At 64.4% G+C, this 15390-nt stretch carries 13 protein-coding genes; 8 read left to right on the top strand and 5 right to left on the bottom strand.

All coding sequences use genetic code 11. The annotated features are described in order from the left end of the window. The first annotated feature begins 146 nt into the window (after positions 1 to 146). Positions 147 to 1169, top strand: a complete 1023-nt coding sequence (locus tag J2X65_RS20495) for a histidine kinase dimerization/phosphoacceptor domain -containing protein (RefSeq protein ID WP_310205329.1) — start codon at positions 147 to 149, stop codon at positions 1167 to 1169. A gap of 536 nt (positions 1170 to 1705) precedes the next feature. Continuing rightward, positions 1706 to 2194, top strand: a complete 489-nt coding sequence (locus tag J2X65_RS20500) for a hypothetical protein (RefSeq protein ID WP_310205000.1) — start codon at positions 1706 to 1708, stop codon at positions 2192 to 2194. Positions 2195 to 2200: 6 nt separating this feature from the next. On the opposite strand, the gene J2X65_RS27020 is transcribed toward J2X65_RS20500, so the two are convergent. Further along, entirely contained in the window at positions 2201 to 2449 is a 249-nt protein-coding gene (locus J2X65_RS27020; protein WP_404977767.1) for a DUF6894 family protein, read from the bottom strand. Between the two features lie 70 nt (positions 2450 to 2519). Here J2X65_RS27020 and J2X65_RS20505 point away from each other — a divergent pair, with 70 nt between their 5' ends. The 6 genes from J2X65_RS20505 (at position 2520) to J2X65_RS20530 (ending at position 13557) form a co-directional block, all read left to right on the top strand. Continuing rightward, positions 2520 to 3551: a fatty acid desaturase gene (locus tag J2X65_RS20505; protein WP_310205003.1), complete on the top strand. Its 1032-nt coding sequence runs from the start codon at positions 2520 to 2522 to the stop codon at positions 3549 to 3551. 215 nt (positions 3552 to 3766) lie between these two features. Then, positions 3767 to 3979, top strand: coding sequence for a cold-shock protein (locus J2X65_RS20510; RefSeq protein ID WP_310205006.1), 213 nt, complete (start codon positions 3767 to 3769; stop codon positions 3977 to 3979). A 199-nt stretch (positions 3980 to 4178) separates the two neighbouring features. Further along, positions 4179 to 4307, top strand: a complete 129-nt coding sequence (locus tag J2X65_RS20515) for a hypothetical protein (RefSeq protein ID WP_310205009.1) — start codon at positions 4179 to 4181, stop codon at positions 4305 to 4307. Positions 4308 to 4316: 9 nt separating this feature from the next. Next, a complete protein-coding gene (locus J2X65_RS20520; RefSeq protein WP_029349204.1) occupies positions 4317 to 4574 on the top strand; it encodes a hypothetical protein in 258 nt (85 codons plus the stop codon). A 31-nt stretch (positions 4575 to 4605) separates the two neighbouring features. Then, the gene (locus J2X65_RS20525; protein WP_029349201.1) at positions 4606 to 4941 is read left to right on the top strand and encodes a hypothetical protein; all 336 of its coding nucleotides are present in this window, start codon (positions 4606 to 4608) and stop codon (positions 4939 to 4941) included. An 84-nt stretch (positions 4942 to 5025) separates the two neighbouring features. Beyond that, positions 5026 to 13557 (top strand): GH36-type glycosyl hydrolase domain-containing protein, encoded by an 8532-nt coding sequence (locus J2X65_RS20530; RefSeq protein WP_310205015.1) that lies wholly within the window; start codon positions 5026 to 5028, stop codon positions 13555 to 13557. Between the two features lie 278 nt (positions 13558 to 13835). Here the strand turns inward: J2X65_RS20530 and J2X65_RS20535 are convergent, their stop codons facing one another. The 4 genes from J2X65_RS20535 to J2X65_RS20550 form a co-directional block, all read right to left on the bottom strand. Beyond that, complete coding sequence (locus tag J2X65_RS20535) at positions 13836 to 14063, bottom strand: hypothetical protein (RefSeq protein WP_310205018.1); 228 nt, start codon at positions 14061 to 14063, stop codon at positions 13836 to 13838. Positions 14064 to 14144: 81 nt separating this feature from the next. Further along, positions 14145 to 14570 (bottom strand): type II toxin-antitoxin system VapC family toxin, encoded by a 426-nt coding sequence (locus J2X65_RS20540; protein WP_310205021.1) that lies wholly within the window; start codon positions 14568 to 14570, stop codon positions 14145 to 14147. After that, positions 14570 to 14812, bottom strand: a complete 243-nt coding sequence (locus J2X65_RS20545) for a type II toxin-antitoxin system prevent-host-death family antitoxin (RefSeq protein WP_310205024.1) — start codon at positions 14810 to 14812, stop codon at positions 14570 to 14572. The genes J2X65_RS20540 and J2X65_RS20545 overlap by 1 nt, the downstream gene beginning before the upstream one ends. 145 nt (positions 14813 to 14957) lie before the next feature. Beyond that, positions 14958 to 15248: an AlpA family transcriptional regulator gene (locus tag J2X65_RS20550; RefSeq protein ID WP_081852765.1), complete on the bottom strand. Its 291-nt coding sequence runs from the start codon at positions 15246 to 15248 to the stop codon at positions 14958 to 14960. Positions 15249 to 15390 lie beyond the last annotated feature (142 nt).

The raw sequence follows: 15390 nt of genomic DNA on the forward strand, positions 1-15390 counted from the left end.
CGGAGATATGCCGAATAATTGTCGCACCAATACAGATCCGACGTGGTAGGATTTGTATAGAGCGCCAGGCTTAAGGGCTACGTTTGATGGCGTTCCTGCCGAGCAATGGCTTGCCTCGCGAGTCTCCGGCCCTTGAGGGCCTTTTCATGTCCAAAGCACCTATCGTCCATTTCGAAGCGGCGAGCACGCTTGCCGTCGTGGTCTCATCAAACGAGCCTCTGCTCTTCCTGTCGGAGGACCAGACGGTCATCGCCGCGAGCACATCGTTCTGCCGGACCTTCGAAATAGATCCCGCGACGATCCCCGGCAAACGGCTCCGCGAGCTTGGAGACGGCGAGTGGGCAATGCCCCAGCTCGCCTCGCTGCTGCGGGCGACCGCGTCGGGAAGCGCGCAGATCGAAGCCTATGAAATTGACCTCAGGCGCCCAAACCGGAACACACGGCAACTGGTTATCAACGCGCGGACCATTGATGACGGCGATACGGATCGTGTTCGACTGCTGATGGCGGTGACCGACGTCACGGCCATGCGCGCCGAAGCCCGGCTGAAAGACGACCTCATTAGAGAAAAAGCCATTCTCATGAAAGAGGTCCAGCACCGGGTCGCGAATAGTCTGCAGATCATTGCGAGCGTCCTGATGCAGAGCGCGCGTCGGGTTCAGTCCGAGGAAGCGCGCGGACACCTGCACAATGCCCATCACCGGGTCATGTCGATCGCCACCGTGCAGAGGCATCTCTCGACATCCGCGGGAGGAAATGTCGAGCTGCGCACCTATCTGACGCAACTCTGCCAAAGCCTCGGCGCTTCGATGATCTCGGACCCAGACCGACTTTCGATAGAGGTGACGGTGGATGACAGCGCGGTGGAAGCGGACGTTTCTATCAGCTTGGGGCTGATCGTGACCGAACTCGTCATCAACGCGCTCAAGCATGCCTTCCCGGATCAGCCGATGGGCAGGATTGAGATCGGCTATCGCTCGACAGGCAGCGAGTGGACTCTTTCCGTGCGCGACAACGGCATCGGCATGCCGACAGGAAGCGTTGCCGCCAAGGCGGGCCTAGGCACCGGGATCATCGAGGCGCTCGCCAGGAATCTGCGAGGTGAAATCCAACTGAGCGATGCAGCCCCAGGTACTGCGGTGACAATCAGTCATCGGCGCGATTCCTAACCCGACGCTCATACAGCTGCACCAATCGACAGGAAGAAGCCTGCAGTCCCACACCGCCCGATCAACGAAGCCAATTTTGCGGATGACGGATGAATCGCGGCATATGTCCGTTTGCACCGCGATTTCCCGCATCAACAATGGCTCCGCGCGCCCTCGCGGGAAGGGCCAGATTTACCTCTCTCGCGATACACGCACATGTGTGATTACAATCCGGAAAATAATCTATAGTGTGATTTATCACCTCTATAGAATGTGCCGAGAATTATTCGGATCGCCGCCATATCCCCGATCCGTAAATCTCGAGCCCCGGCTTTCGCCGAGATTTGCATCGGAAATGAACAACAAGGCGTGCTGGCGTACGAGATGCGCTGCGATGCTTTCGCGTCGTCCAATGTACTTACAACGACCGACGAATTCGGGCGAATGCAGCCGAGTGATTGCCGGCCTGGCACTGTGGAGGGTAGCGCGACTCACCTTTCATTGCACGGTCAAGGCTAACATCGCGCATTGATACGAATAACACAAGGAATAGTTCAATGTTTATTACAAAAGAATATCTGAATGTGGCGGATGAATGCGAGAGTCTCGCCAATCTTACGGACAATTCGAACGAGATTGTCAGGCTTCGTCTCCTTCAAAAGAGCGCCGCCGACCTTGCCGATAACGAGGCGTGGCTCAAGAATAACTACGATAAGGCACTGCACGCAGATGTTGACCCATCCGCTGGCGTGGCGCCTGTCTCCGAGGACGAGCATGTACTTCGTTGCCTGGGAGCAGCGCTTGTCTTGCAATGGAATGACATCCCTTCGACGATACAGCGGCAGCTGTTTGACAGCGCGGGCACTGTGGGCGAGTTGCGCAACACGGCCGCCTTGCGGGGGCAGATAGCGCGCTTCCTGCACAGGTACAAAAACGGCGCGCAACCGATGGAACCCAATCATTCGATTGCCGGCTCCGACCGCTCCGCTGTTGCTCGCTGGGAAGACGAGGGTGGTGCGGTGGCTCATTCACGTTCGCTCGGCTGAGCACATTTACGACGATGGTCGCTGGCGCCGTGAAGCCACGATCCGAATTGATCCCACGTCCTGCCCGTGATGGTCTGTCGCGGTAATCTGCCAATCCGCGCCGCTTGGAAGATTTGCGTTCACGCCTGTTAGAATTTCGCCACATAAAGCCCAGACCTGCGCCCAAGCGGCGTCATCGTCAGGCAGTTCGACTGGGTTTTCTTGATCCTGCCCCGTAAGCCTAAACCGATAAAGTGGCATAGTGGTTGATCCCATTCGTTACCTTTAACAACGCTCCAGGAGACCAAGCGTTTCGCTGGTGCCCAGGCACAAGATCGAGAGCCCGATGTCCACCGCTGCTGAAGTGAGATCACCTGAACCGGAAGCGCTTACCTGGCTCAGGAAGCTGCAAGCCTATCGGCAGTCGAGCACGCGCCGAAGCATAATTGAACTGGCAATCACGACGCTTCCCTTCGCGCTCGCCTGGAGCGCCATGCTGACGGCGTTGAAGCTGGAGCAGTTCTGGCTCTACGCGCTACTCATCGTTCCCGCGGCCGGGCTTCTCGTCCGCCTGTTCATGATCCAGCACGATTGCGGCCACGGCTCCTTCTTCCGTAACCGGAGCGGCAATGACTGGACCGGCCGGGTGATCGGCGTGCTGACCATGACGCCCTATGATTACTGGAAGCGCAGCCATGCCAGCCATCACGCCAGCTCCGGCAATCTCGACCGGCGCGGCATCGGCGACGTCGATACCCTGACGGTGGAGGAATATCGGGCGCGCTCGCGCTGGGGGCGGCTGCGCTACCGGCTCTACCGCAACCCGCTGGTGATGTTCGGCGTGGGCCCGATCTACGTCTTCCTGCTGCAGAGCCGCCTGCCGCTCGGGGTTGTCGGCGAGGGCTGGGAGCCGTGGATCAGCACCATGACGACCAATCTGGGCATCGCCGTCGCCGCCGGCCTGCTGATGTGGGCCTTCGGCATCGGGCCGTTCCTGCTGGTCCACCTGCCGATCGTCATCCTGGGGGCGGCCGCCGGCGTCTGGCTGTTCTACGTGCAGCATCAGTTCGAAGGCACGCACTGGGCCGCCAACGAGAACTGGAAATTCCACGAGGCGGCGCTGCATGGCAGCTCGCATTACGACCTGCCCGGCGTGCTGCGCTGGTTCACCGCGAATATCGGCATGCACCATGTACATCATCTGTGCAGCCGCATTCCCTATTACCGCTTGCCGGAAGTGCTGCGCGACCACCCGGACTTGCGCGACATTGGCCGCCTGACGCTGTGGGAGAGCTTCGGCTGCGTGCGGCTGACGCTGTGGGACCAGCGCCAGGGACGGCTCATTTCCTTCCGTGAAATGAACGAAATCTACGGATGAGCCGCCGTCAAATCCTGAGCTTCGGTATTTAAAAATCCGTCTACCCTTGTAATATTTTCGTCGAAGCGCATATTAGTCTAGTCGATACACGGCGATAAGAACGCTCTCCGCGCGGAAAATGCTTCCGCGCCACAGGTTCTATTTTCCTGAAAATGCGATTTCGACGGCGCGCATCCGTGCGGGCAAGCCAAAATACAATTATGAAAGGGTTTCCCATGACCACGGGAACCGTAAAATGGTTCAATTCCCAGAAGGGTTTTGGATTCATCGCGCCGGATGACGGTGGCAGCGACGCCTTCGTTCACATTAGCGCTGTTGAGCGTGCCGGCATGAGCGACCTGCGTGAAGGTCAGAAGGTGGGCTTCGAGCTCGTCTCTGATCAGCGCAGCGGGAAGATGTCCGCGGACAAGCTTCACTCACTTAGCTGATCGCCGACTGTCCGAAGCCTGACTTCGGACGTCGCCGGTAGCGCGTCGCCTTCCCGGCCGACCACGGATGTACTGGCGGCCGGTTGAGCGATGCCGCAGCGACTGAGGCGCTCCGCGCTCTTCGGCCCCGCGCCTTCCCAAGGTCGCGGGGCCTTCGCTTTCTGAAGACATATGTCAACGCGATAGGGAGGAAGTGCTCATGGCCAAGGGTCAGGTACGCGGCAATCGGGAAGCCAAGAAGCCGAAGAAGATCAAGGAGCCCGTGGCAGCGCCCGCCCTTTCTAAGGGAATGCCGACCTCTGTGGCGCTGCCGAAGAAGAAGGGCTGAGGCCGCGCCATGCACAGCCGAACCCGGGAGACCACGGTCACCTTCAGGCATCCGTTCAAGCTCAGCGCGCTCGAAAGCAGGCAGCCTGCGGGGACCTATCGGCTGGTGATCGACGAGGAAGAGATCCCCGACCTCACCTTTCTGGCCTATCGGCGCTCAGCGACGATGCTGCACACGCCCGCCATTGCCGTTGCCGGCTCCATCCAGGTCTTCACGATCAATTCCGAGGAACTGGCGAGGGCACTGGAAGCTGACCTCAAGACGTGATCGTGGGTCAAATCTCAGGGAGACATCGGCCATGGACTATCTCGGCGGACTAAGCGGCACCGGCCGTCTCCTTTGCGGGAACACCTTGGTTGCCCCGACGCAGTATGATTTCGACGGCTATCTCTCCAGCGGCGGACAGGTGACGAGCTGCGGCGAGATCCGCCTGCCCACCGTCGTGCTGCGGGAAGTGTTTGGCCGCGCCGACCTGCGGCTGCGCACCGTCGATGGCCGGCTGCTGCAGCTGCGCTTCTCCGAAAAGCGCCTTCCCTCGTGCTGCGACGGCGCCGCCCATGTCGATGTCGCCGGCGATCTGCCCGCCGCCGCCGAATGGCGCGCCGACCGGGATGCCGCCCGCCTCGCGCCGTAGCCCGGCCTCGGACCCACCTGAGCGAAGGTCCGCCCCTCGGCCGTCGGCCATGCCTCTCGCGCCACTCCGCACCGGAAGGCATAGATGAATCCGATCGCTGATCTTCGCCGCTATGCCCTGCAACTGCGCAGCCGCGCCTGGCAGGGCTCCGTCTGGAACGATCCGGCTCCGATCCGCGAGGAACTGTTCGGCGCCGAGCGGCTGGAGCAGCACGCACGAAGCCTCGCCGCAGCGCAGCCGATCACCCTGCGCCCGCCTTCCGTCGCTTCCCTGCATGCCCGGCTGAAAGACAATGCCGGCGTCCTGCTCGCCGCCTATCGTACGACGGCGGCCGATGCCGAAGCCGGGCGGAGCGTAGTGCCCGCCGCCGAATGGCTGCTCGACAATTATCATCTCGTCGAAGAGCAGATACGCGAGATTCGAGACGACCTGCCGTCCGGCTATTACCGACAATTGCCGAAGCTCGCCGAAGGGCCGTTCGCCGGTTACCCGCGAGTGCTGGGCCTCGCCTGGGCCTATGTCGCGCACACGGACAGCCATTTCGATCCCGAGGCGCTGCGCCGCTTCATCGGGGCGTACCAGCAGGTCCAGCCGCTGACGATCGGCGAGCTGTGGGCGGTGGCGATCACGCTGCGCATCGTGCTCATCGAGAACCTGCGCCGGCTCGCCGATCAGATCACCACCGGGCGCCGATCACGCCGGGAAGCCGACCTGCTGGCCGACCGGCTTTTCATCTCGGGCGAAGCGCGTTCAGCGCTCGAAGCGGACATCCTGACCCGCTCGCCGGGGCCGCTGGATGAGGTCTTCGCCGCTCAGTTGGTCAAGCGGCTCCGGGACCAGGACCCGCGAACGACGCCGGCACTGGGATGGCTGGAGGCACGGCTGGCAGCCCAGGGCGCTTCGGTCGACGGCGTTGTGCAGCATGCTCAACAGCGGCTCGGCGCCTCCAATGTAAGCGTGCGAAACGTCATCACCAGCATGCGGCTGATTTCCGACATCGATTGGGCCGACCTGTTCGAGAGCGTTAGCCTGGTCGACGACCGACTGCGAGCCGGCAGTGCCTTCGCTTCGATGGATTTCCCCACCCGCAATCTCTACCGCAGCGCGATCGAGCAACTCGCCCGCGGCTCCGAGCTGTCAGAGCTTGACATCGCCAAGCGCGCGCTGGAGGTCGCGGCACTGGCGGCGTCTCCGGCACAGGAGCATGTGGACGCCGACCCCACAGAGGATCCCGGCTACCATCTCATCGCCGAAGGGCGGCGCGCGTTCGAACAGGCCATTCACTTCCGCCCGCCACCTCGGCTGCGCTTGAGCCGCGTCAGCATTCGCCTCGGCATTGGCGGATATGTCGGCGCCATCCTCGCCGTCACGCTCAGTCTGATCGGGGTGGCACTTTGGGCTCTCTCCGCGGCCGGTCTCTCCGGGAGCTGGCTGGCCGTCTTCGCCCTCGTCGGCTTCGTCCCGACGAGCGAGGTGGCGACCGCGCTGGTGAACCGGAGCGTGGCATGGATGTTCGGCGCCGCCATCCTGCCCGGCCTCGAGCTGGCGGATGGCGTTCCAGGGTCCCTTCGCACCCTCGTCGCCGTGCCGACACTGCTTACCAGCGAAGCCGACCTGCAGGAGCAGATCGACAGGCTTGAGGTCCACTTTCTCTCCGGGGTCGGCGGCGATCTTACCTTCGTCCTACTGTCGGACGGTATAGACGCCGATTCCGAGATCTTGCCGGGCGATGCGGCGCTGTTGGAGCTCGCAGAGCAGGGCATCGAGCAGTTAAATCTGCGCTATGGCCCAGGCCCTACGGGTGACCGCTTTCTCCTGCTGCACCGCCGTCGCCGGTTCGACCGAGGCGAAGGCAAATGGATGGGATGGGAACGCAAGCGCGGCAAGCTGCATGAACTCAACCGCCTGCTGCGCGGCGCGGACGACACCTCCTTCCTGCCCGTCGGTGGCCGGATCCCGCATGTCCCGCAGGATGTGCGCTACGTCATCACGCTCGATGCCGACACCCGGCTGCCGCGCGACGCCGCGCTCCGGCTGGTCGGCAAGATGGCGCATCCGCTGAACCGCCCGAAATTCGATGCCGTCGGGCAACGGGTGGTCGGCGGCCACGGCATACTCCAGCCGCGCGTTACTCCCTCGCTTCCTATCGGCAGCGAGGGCTCGTTCTATCAGCGGGTCATCTCCGGCGGCGGTGGCATGGACCCTTATGCCGCGGCGGTCTCCGACGTCTATCAGGACCTGTTCGGCGAAGGCTCCTACACCGGCAAGGGAATTTACGACATCGATGCCTTCGAGGCGTCTCTCGCCGGCCGTATCCCGGAGAACACGCTGCTCAGCCACGATCTCTTCGAAGGCGTGTTCGCCCGCGCCGGCCTCGCCTCGGATGTCGAGGTCGTGGAGGAGTTCCCCTCGCGCTACGACGTCGTCGCCAAGCGGCAGCATCGATGGATGCGCGGCGACTGGCAGCTGCTTCCGTGGATTTGCGGCGTGGGGGCGGGACGGCGCGCGCTGACGCCGGTCGGCCGCTGGAAGATGTTCGACAATCTGCGCCGCGCCACGCTGGCCCCGCTGAGCCTGCTGGGGCTGAGCCTGTGCTGGCTGTTTCCCATGCCGGCGGCGCTCGTCGGCACCTTGCTGATGATCATGACGATCATGGTTCCCGCCGTCCTGCCGATCGCGTCCTCGGTGTTGCCTCGCCATCCCGACATACGGGTGCGCAGCCACCTCGCCAGATTGGCAGCCGAATTGCGGCTCGCCGCCGCCCAGACATCGCTGTCGCTCGTCTTTCTCGCCGATCAGGCATGGCGGGCGGGCGACGCCGTGATGCGCACGTTGGTGCGGCTGCTGGTGACGCGACGCCACCTGCTGGAGTGGACGACGGCCGCGAAGTCCTCCGCAGTCCCGCGGCTGGACGTCCTCGGCTTTTATCGGCAGATGGCCAGCGGCACCTTGCTGGCCCTTGTGATGACCGCAGGCGCGCTTGTCCTGGCGCCCACCTCCTGGCCGCTCATCCTACCATTTGCCCTGCTCTGGCTCGGCGCGCCGCTCATGGCGCAATGGGCGAGCCGTTCACCCAAGGTGCCGCAACGCCTCAATCTCGCGGATGCCGACGCCCGCGCCCTGCGCCTAATCGCCCGGCGCACATGGCGCTATTTCGAGACCTTCGTTACGCCGGCCGAGAACATGCTGCCGCCGGACAATTTCCAGGAAGAGCCGAAACCGATCGTCGCCCATCGGACCTCGCCGACCAATATCGGCCTCTATTTGCTCTCGGCAGTCGCCGCCCGCGACTTCGGCTGGACCGGCACCATCGAGACCATCGAGCGGGTTGAAGCAACGTTCGCCAGCTTGAAGCAGTTGCCCCGCTATCGCGGGCACTTCTTCAACTGGTACGGGACGCAAGACCTCGCCACGCTGCCGCCGGCCTATGTCTCGTCCGTCGACAGCGGCAATCTCGCCGGCCATCTCATCACGCTGGCCAATGCCTGCGAGGAGTGGACGGATGCCCCTGTCGGCGTGAACGCCCGCGCGGGCATAGCCGACGCGCTGGCACTGGCGCGCGAGGCGATGACGGCCCTGCCTACGGCGGGCAGTCCGCGGGGACAGGCGCTGGCTGGGTGTCTGGACGAGATCGACGCGCAGCTGAACGGCGTGCAGACCTTGGAGGCGACGGCACCCGTTCTGAAGCGGCTCGCGGACAGGGCCCACAGGATTGCGCAGGAGATCGTCCCGGCGACAGCGGAGGATGGCTCGACAGACATCGCCTACTGGATCGAGGCGATCGGCAGGGCGGTGAGCGAACACCAGCGTGACCGCCTCCAGTTCCCGGCACCGGCCGCCACGAAGGCGCGGCTGACCGCGCTTGCGGACACGGCCCGAACCATGGCGATGGAGATGGACTTTGCATTTCTGCTCGATCCCGAGCGGAAGCTGCTTTCCATCGGCTATTCGCTGGCAGACAACGGTCTCGACCCGAGCTGCTACGACTTGCTGGCCTCCGAAGCGCGGCTCGCCAGTTTGTTCGCCATCGCCAAGGGCGACGCGCCGACCCGCCACTGGTTCCGGCTCGGTCGGCTGGCGACGCCGCTCGGCAACGGCTCGGCGTTGATCTCCTGGTCGGGATCGATGTTCGAATATCTCATGCCCTCATTGGTGATGCGCGCACCGGCCGGCAGCGTGCTCGAACAGACCAACCGCCTGGTGGTCGAGCGGCAGCAATCCTATGCCCGGTCGCTGGGCGTTCCGTGGGGCATGTCGGAATCCGCCTATAATGCGCGCGACATCGAGTTTACCTATCAGTACGCCAATTTCGGCGTGCCCGGCCTCGGCCTCAAGCGTGGGCTCTCGGAGAGTGTGGTGGTCGCGCCCTATGCGACCGGCCTCGCCAGCATGGCGGATCCCAAGCGCGCGCGGCAGAATTATGCTCGCCTCGCCGAGTTGGGGGCGCAGGGCCGCTACGGCTTCTATGAGGCGCTCGACTTCACCCGTTCGCGGCTGCCGGAAGACGAAAACGTCGCCATCGTCCGCAGCTTCATGGCCCATCACCAGGGCATGACCATCGTCGCCATCGCCAACACGCTGCTGGGCGGCGAGATGCGCGACCGATTCCATCGCGAGCCGATGATCCGGGCAAGCGAGCTGCTGCTGCAGGAGCGCTCGCCCCGCGACGTCGTCGTGGCCCGCCCGCGCGCCGAGGAGGTCCGGGCCGCTGCCGTCGACGCCCGCAGCGAAGCAGCGACGGTGCGCCGCCTGATCGCCCCCACGGCCGGCGCTCCAGTCACGCATCTGCTCTCCAATGGCGGCTACGCCGTCATGATGACGGCATCCGGCGGCGGCTACAGCCGCTGGCGCGATATCGCGGTGACGCGCTGGCGCGAGGACGCCACCCGCGACGACTGGGGTTCATTCGTTTTCCTTCGCGACATGAGGGACGGCAGCGTCTGGTCCGCTACCACCCAGCCGATGGCGGGCGGCGCCAGCGAAAGCGACGTCGTGTTCGGCGAGGACCATGCCGAGTTCATCTGCCACGATGTCGGCCTGACCACGACGATGGATGTCATCGTTTCCGGCGAGCACAATGGCGAGGTCCGGCGGGTTTCACTGACCAATAGCGGGCGGCTGACCCGGAAGATCGAGCTGACCTCCTATGCCGAGCTCGTCCTGACCACGCCGGCCACCGATGATGCCCACCCGGCCTTTGCCAAGATGTTCGTCGAGACCGAGCATCTACCGGAATTCGGCGCCCTCCTCGCTACGCGACGGCTGCGGACGCCGGGCGAGCCGCAGATATGGGCGGCACATTTCGCAGTGGTGGAAGGCGAGGTCGCGGCCGCCCCGCAATACGAGACCGACCGTGCCCGTTTCATCGGCCGCGGGCGCGACGTGGGAACGGCGGCCGCCATGTCGGGCGGCCTGTCGCTGTCGAACACCGTGGGGACGGTGCTGGACCCGATCTTCTCGCTGCGCCAGAGCGTGCGCATCGCGCCGGGCAAGGTCGCACGCGTCGCCTTCTGGACCGTGGTGGCCTCGTCGCGGGCGGAACTCCTCGACCTCATCGACACGCATCATGATCGCAGTGCGTTCGACCGCGCCAAGACCCTGGCGTGGACACAGGCGCAGGTCCAGCTTCGGCATCTTGACGTCAATGTGGAGGAAGCGGCCGACTTCCAGCGGCTCGCCGCTCCCCTACTCTATGCCGATGGACGTTTCAGGTCGCCCTCGGAGACGATCCTTCGCGGAGCCGGGCCGCAATCAGGCCTCTGGCAGCATTCCATCTCCGGCGACCTGCCGATCGTGCTGCTGCGGATCGACGATATCGAGGACATCGCCCAAGTGCGCCAATTGCTGCGCGCCCATGAATATTGGCGCATGAAGCGCCTCGCCGTCGACCTCGTCATCGTCAACGAGCGCGCCTCCTCCTATGTGCAGGACCTGCAGATCGCCATCGAGGCAGCGGTGCGGACCAACGCGTCGCGCCCGCTGCTCGGCACGGAACCGGCGCAGGGTTCCGTCTATGTGCTGCGTTCCGATCTCATGAGCGTCGAGTCACGTGCCCTTCTGCGCTCGGTCGCCCGCATCGTCCTTGCGGCACGTCGCGGCACCATCGCCGACCATCTCGCCCGTCTTCTGCCCCGGCCGTCGAATCCTCCGTCCGTCCAGCGCCGGGCGCGGGCCTTGACCTCGATGCACGTTCCCGTGCCGCCGCGCGAGCCGCCCCCGCTCGAATTCTTCAACGGCCTGGGCGGCTTCGACAAGGACGGGCGCGAATATGTAACTATCCTCGCGCAGGATCGGACGACGCCGGCACCCTGGATCAATGTCGTCGCCAATGCCGGCTTCGGCTTCCAGATATCCGCCGACGGCAGCGGCTATAGCTGGGCGCAGAACAGCCGCGAGAATCAGCTTACCCAATGGTCGAACGACGCCGTCGTCGATCCTGCGGGCGAGGCGATCTATGTCCGGGACGAGGAGAGCGGCGATCTGTGGAGTCCGACCGCGCAGCCGATCCGAGGCGACGGCACCTATGTTGCGCGGCACGGCTTCGGCTACAGCCGCTTCGAGCATGAGGCGAACGGCATAGCCCTCGACCTGCTCCACTACGTGCCGCCCGACGATCCGATCAAGATCTCGCGGCTGAAACTCGCCAATTTTTCCGGTCGGCCGCGCCGGCTCTCCGTAACCGTCTATGCGGAATGGGTGCTTGGCACCTCGCGGGGAGCCTCCGCTCCGTTCATCACCACGGAAATCGACGAGCAGAGCGGTGCGATGCTGGCACGCAATCGCTGGAGTTCCACATTCGGCTCCCGCGTCGCCTTCGCCGACCTCGCCGGGCGGCAGACCGCCTGGACCGCGGACCGCACCGAATTCATCGGCCGCGATGGCGGGCCCGCGTCGCCTCTCGGCCTTGCAAGCAGGGTGCCTCTGTCCGGCGCGACCGGCGCTGGCCTCGATCCGTGCGCCGCCCTGCAGACGGTGGTCGAACTCGGCGCCGGCGAGACGATCGAGGTCGTCTCGTTCATCGGCCAGTGCGGGTCGGTGGAGGAAGCGCGGGCACTGCTCGCGCGCTATCGCCAGGCTGACCTCGACGCTGTACTCGCCGCGGTGACAGCCCATTGGAACGCGGTGCTCGGCACCGTCCAGGTGAAGACGCCGGACCGGGCGATGGACATCATGCTGAACGGCTGGCTGCTCTACCAGACGCTCGCCTGCCGCATCACCGCGCGCTCCGCCTTCTATCAGGCCAGCGGCGCCTATGGCTTCCGCGATCAGTTGCAGGACGGCATGGCGCTGACGCTGGCGCTGCCGGCGGAGACACGCGGTCATCTGCTGCGCGCCGCCGGGCGGCAATTCGTCGAGGGCGACGTCCAGCATTGGTGGCTGCCGCAATCGGGCCAGGGGGTGCGCACCCGTATCTCCGACGATCATGTATGGCTCGCCTTCGCCACCGCAACCTATATCGGCAGCTCGGGTGACACCGCCATCTTGGAGGAGCGCGTGCCCTATCTCGATGGACCGCAACTGCGGCCGGAGGAACACGAGCACTTCTTCCAACCGATGCCGGCGGACGAGACCGCCTTGCTGTTCGAACACTGCGCGCGCGGCCTCGACCATGCGCTTTCCCTCACCGGCGAGCTCGGCCTGCCGCTGATGGGCACCGGCGACTGGAACGACGGCATGAACCGCGTCGGCGAGGCTGGCAGAGGGGAAAGCGTCTGGCTCGGCTGGCTGCTGATCCGCACCATCGAACTGTTCGCCCCGCTGGCGGAGGCGCGCGATCCCGAACGCGCCCGGCGCTGGCGAGCGCACGCGGCGTCGGTGCGTCGGGCGCTTGAGCGCTCGGCCTGGGACGGCGAGTGGTATCGCCGCGCCACTTTCGACGACGGCACTTGGCTCGGTTCGAAGGACAGCGGCGAGTGCCGCATCGATTCCATCGCGCAGTCCTGGGCGGTGCTGTCGGGCGCCGCCGACAGCCTGCGCGCGGCCACCGCCATGGCCTCGCTCGAGCGCTACCTGATCCGGTCGGGCGACAAACTCGCGCTACTGTTCACTCCGCCCTTCGATAAGACGCCGCTCGATCCAGGCTACATCAAGGGCTACCCGCCCGGGCTGCGCGAGAATGGCGGGCAGTACAGCCACGCCGCCATGTGGGCGATCCTCGCCTTCGCCAAGCAGTGTGCGGGCGACAAGGCGCACGATCTCTTCACCCTGCTCAACCCGATCAACCATGCCCGCACGCCCGATGAGGCGGAGCGCTACAAGGTCGAGCCCTATGTCGTCGCCGCCGACATCTATTCCGTAGCGCCGCATGTCGGGCGCGGCGGCTGGACCTGGTACACCGGCTCCGCCGGCTGGATGCATCGGGCCGGCGTCGAGGGCATCCTCGGCATACGCCGGGAGGGTGATTTCCTCGTCGTCGCCCCCTGCATCCCCTCGGCATGGCCCGGGTTTGAGGCGACCGTGACGCTTGGCGGGGCAGCCTGCAGGATCGAGGTTCGCGCCATCGGCGAGCGTGAGGAATTATATTCGGTGCTCGACGGTGTTCGCACCCCATCCCCGGACAGATCGACTCGTATTCCGCTCAACGGCGAGAGTCATAATCTGCTGATGTCCATCTGACGAGAGTACATCAAGCCCGGTCTCATCGAGCCCAACTACCGTCGTGACGAGCGACGACTTCGAGAGATTCGGCACCCTCCTGCCGTAGAATAGACCTGCCACAATCCGACCGCTGCAACACTGAGCACGAATTAGAACATCTACCTCACACCGCGGAACTCATGCGGCAGGAGCCGACCATCGGCGGACGCGCAGAAAGTGGACGCTCACTTTAGAGGTGAGAGAATCGAACCTGCGGGATGCGCGCACAGCCGAGGTCGCGCATGCATCTTGCGGCACTATGAGGCTCGCCGCTGCCCCCCACCGACGGCCAGCGGGAGATGCTCTTGATGCGCTCGGATCCGTTGCCGAGTCAACTTGAGACTTACCGCACTGACGTTCTTGTACTCGTGTTCGATCGAACCGCGCGGGCGATCGATCACTACCTGCAGCAGGCGGTTATGTTCGGTATTGCTGTAGGGCCGCCCGGCGATATCGTCCGCGAGCATCGCGAAATAATCCGCCACGATCGCGTCGTTCTACTCGTCGGACCAGTCACCGGCCATGGCAGCTCGCAAGTGGGGCGGCCATGCTGGAAGAGGCCCGGGTCATGCCAGCAATTGTGCCGGCACACCGAGCGCCGGTCCGGCATCGGCAAGCCGCTGGTCCAACGTACGCACTGTGGCGCCATGCTCCGACGCGACGGCAAGATGCAGCGCGTCACCGGCGCGAAGCCCCAAGCTGTGCTGATCGACGAACCGCGCCGCTGCCCGAAACTGCCCGCCCGTCACGGGCAGCACGGTGAAGCTCTCTGCGACCAGCTTGTTGAACATGGCGAGCGCCGCTGCTCGCTGCTCCAAGCTGATCTGTCCAGTCCGCAGCTTGATCGCCATGGCCGACGACATCTCGGTGACAGTCCAGTCGCTGACCAGAAGCTGCGCCGGATCCTGCTCGACCAGCCAGGCCTGAACACGCGGCGTCATCGCTTCATTGGAGAGCGCCGCGACGATCAGCGACGTGTCGAGATAGAGCATCAGTAGCGATCGCCATCCCGCATCGAGCGCACGAGATCGGCGGCGCTCTGGGACTGCGGCGGCATCGCTGCTGTCAGCGACTGGAGCAGGGCGGCATCGATCGCCTTGCGCGGCTTGGGCACGGCAGTGAGCCGCGCAACCGGCTTGCCGCGGCGGGTGATATCGATCGAAGCGCCCGCCTCGACCCGGTCGACCAGTTCGCTGAGATGGGCTTTGGCATCCGCCAGATTGATTGCGTCCATGTCACGCTCCTGACTATGTAGATGGTCATATAGCGTCTCGTGCCCAAGAATTCCAGCGGTGGCTTCATCGGGGGGAGGGAGCTCAGCGACAGTCAAATGTGAAGCTATCGCGCCATCTGGCGCGATAGCTTTCCCGATCGGGGGCTCAGTGGTCCTTCACCGGTCGAGTCTTGCGAAGATGGACATTGGGCGAAGGCGCCTTCCTGATGCGTCCCGCATCGCTGTCGGCACGACGCTGTCTCAGCCAAGCCTCGACCTCGCTGAGATCCCACACCACGCTTCGCGGTGTAAGATAGAACCGGCGCGGGAATTCGCCTCTGACCTCCATGTCGTAAATCGTGGTGTCGGACAGCGGAACGACCAAACGCAGCTCGTGTCGGCGGATCGTCCTGGGCAGTCCGGTCAGAACCGTTGGCGGACCAGCATGCTCTGTCATTTCGACCGGTTTGCCATCGTCACAGGGCGCCATCAGGATGGGTAGGCGATCTGTAGTTTTAGTCATGATCCATCTCCATTCTTGGGGGAGATGACATGACGGAAGAGCCGGTTGTTCAGTGTCGAGGTCTGGCAGAAAGTGC

The organism is Ancylobacter sp. 3268 (assembly GCF_031456575.1).
Taxonomy (GTDB): Bacteria; Pseudomonadota; Alphaproteobacteria; order Rhizobiales; family Xanthobacteraceae; genus Ancylobacter.

Bases quoted from the DNA above. Each gene is read 5' to 3' on its own strand.
- J2X65_RS20495 (WP_310205329.1), top strand. From the start codon at position 147: ATGTCCAAAGCACCTATCGTCCATTTCGAAGCGGCGAGCACGCTTGCC.
- J2X65_RS20500 (WP_310205000.1), top strand. From the start codon at position 1,706: ATGTTTATTACAAAAGAATATCTGAATGTGGCGGATGAATGCGAGAGT.
- J2X65_RS27020 (WP_404977767.1), bottom strand. From the start codon at position 2,449: ATGGGATCAACCACTATGCCACTTTATCGGTTTAGGCTTACGGGGCAG.
- J2X65_RS20505 (WP_310205003.1), top strand. From the start codon at position 2,520: ATGTCCACCGCTGCTGAAGTGAGATCACCTGAACCGGAAGCGCTTACC.
- J2X65_RS20510 (WP_310205006.1), top strand. From the start codon at position 3,767: ATGACCACGGGAACCGTAAAATGGTTCAATTCCCAGAAGGGTTTTGGA.
- J2X65_RS20515 (WP_310205009.1), top strand. From the start codon at position 4,179: ATGGCCAAGGGTCAGGTACGCGGCAATCGGGAAGCCAAGAAGCCGAAG.
- J2X65_RS20520 (WP_029349204.1), top strand. From the start codon at position 4,317: ATGCACAGCCGAACCCGGGAGACCACGGTCACCTTCAGGCATCCGTTC.
- J2X65_RS20525 (WP_029349201.1), top strand. From the start codon at position 4,606: ATGGACTATCTCGGCGGACTAAGCGGCACCGGCCGTCTCCTTTGCGGG.
- J2X65_RS20530 (WP_310205015.1), top strand. From the start codon at position 5,026: ATGAATCCGATCGCTGATCTTCGCCGCTATGCCCTGCAACTGCGCAGC.
- J2X65_RS20540 (WP_310205021.1), bottom strand. From the start codon at position 14,570: ATGCTCTATCTCGACACGTCGCTGATCGTCGCGGCGCTCTCCAATGAA.
- J2X65_RS20545 (WP_310205024.1), bottom strand. From the start codon at position 14,812: ATGGACGCAATCAATCTGGCGGATGCCAAAGCCCATCTCAGCGAACTG.
- J2X65_RS20550 (WP_081852765.1), bottom strand. From the start codon at position 15,248: ATGACAGAGCATGCTGGTCCGCCAACGGTTCTGACCGGACTGCCCAGG.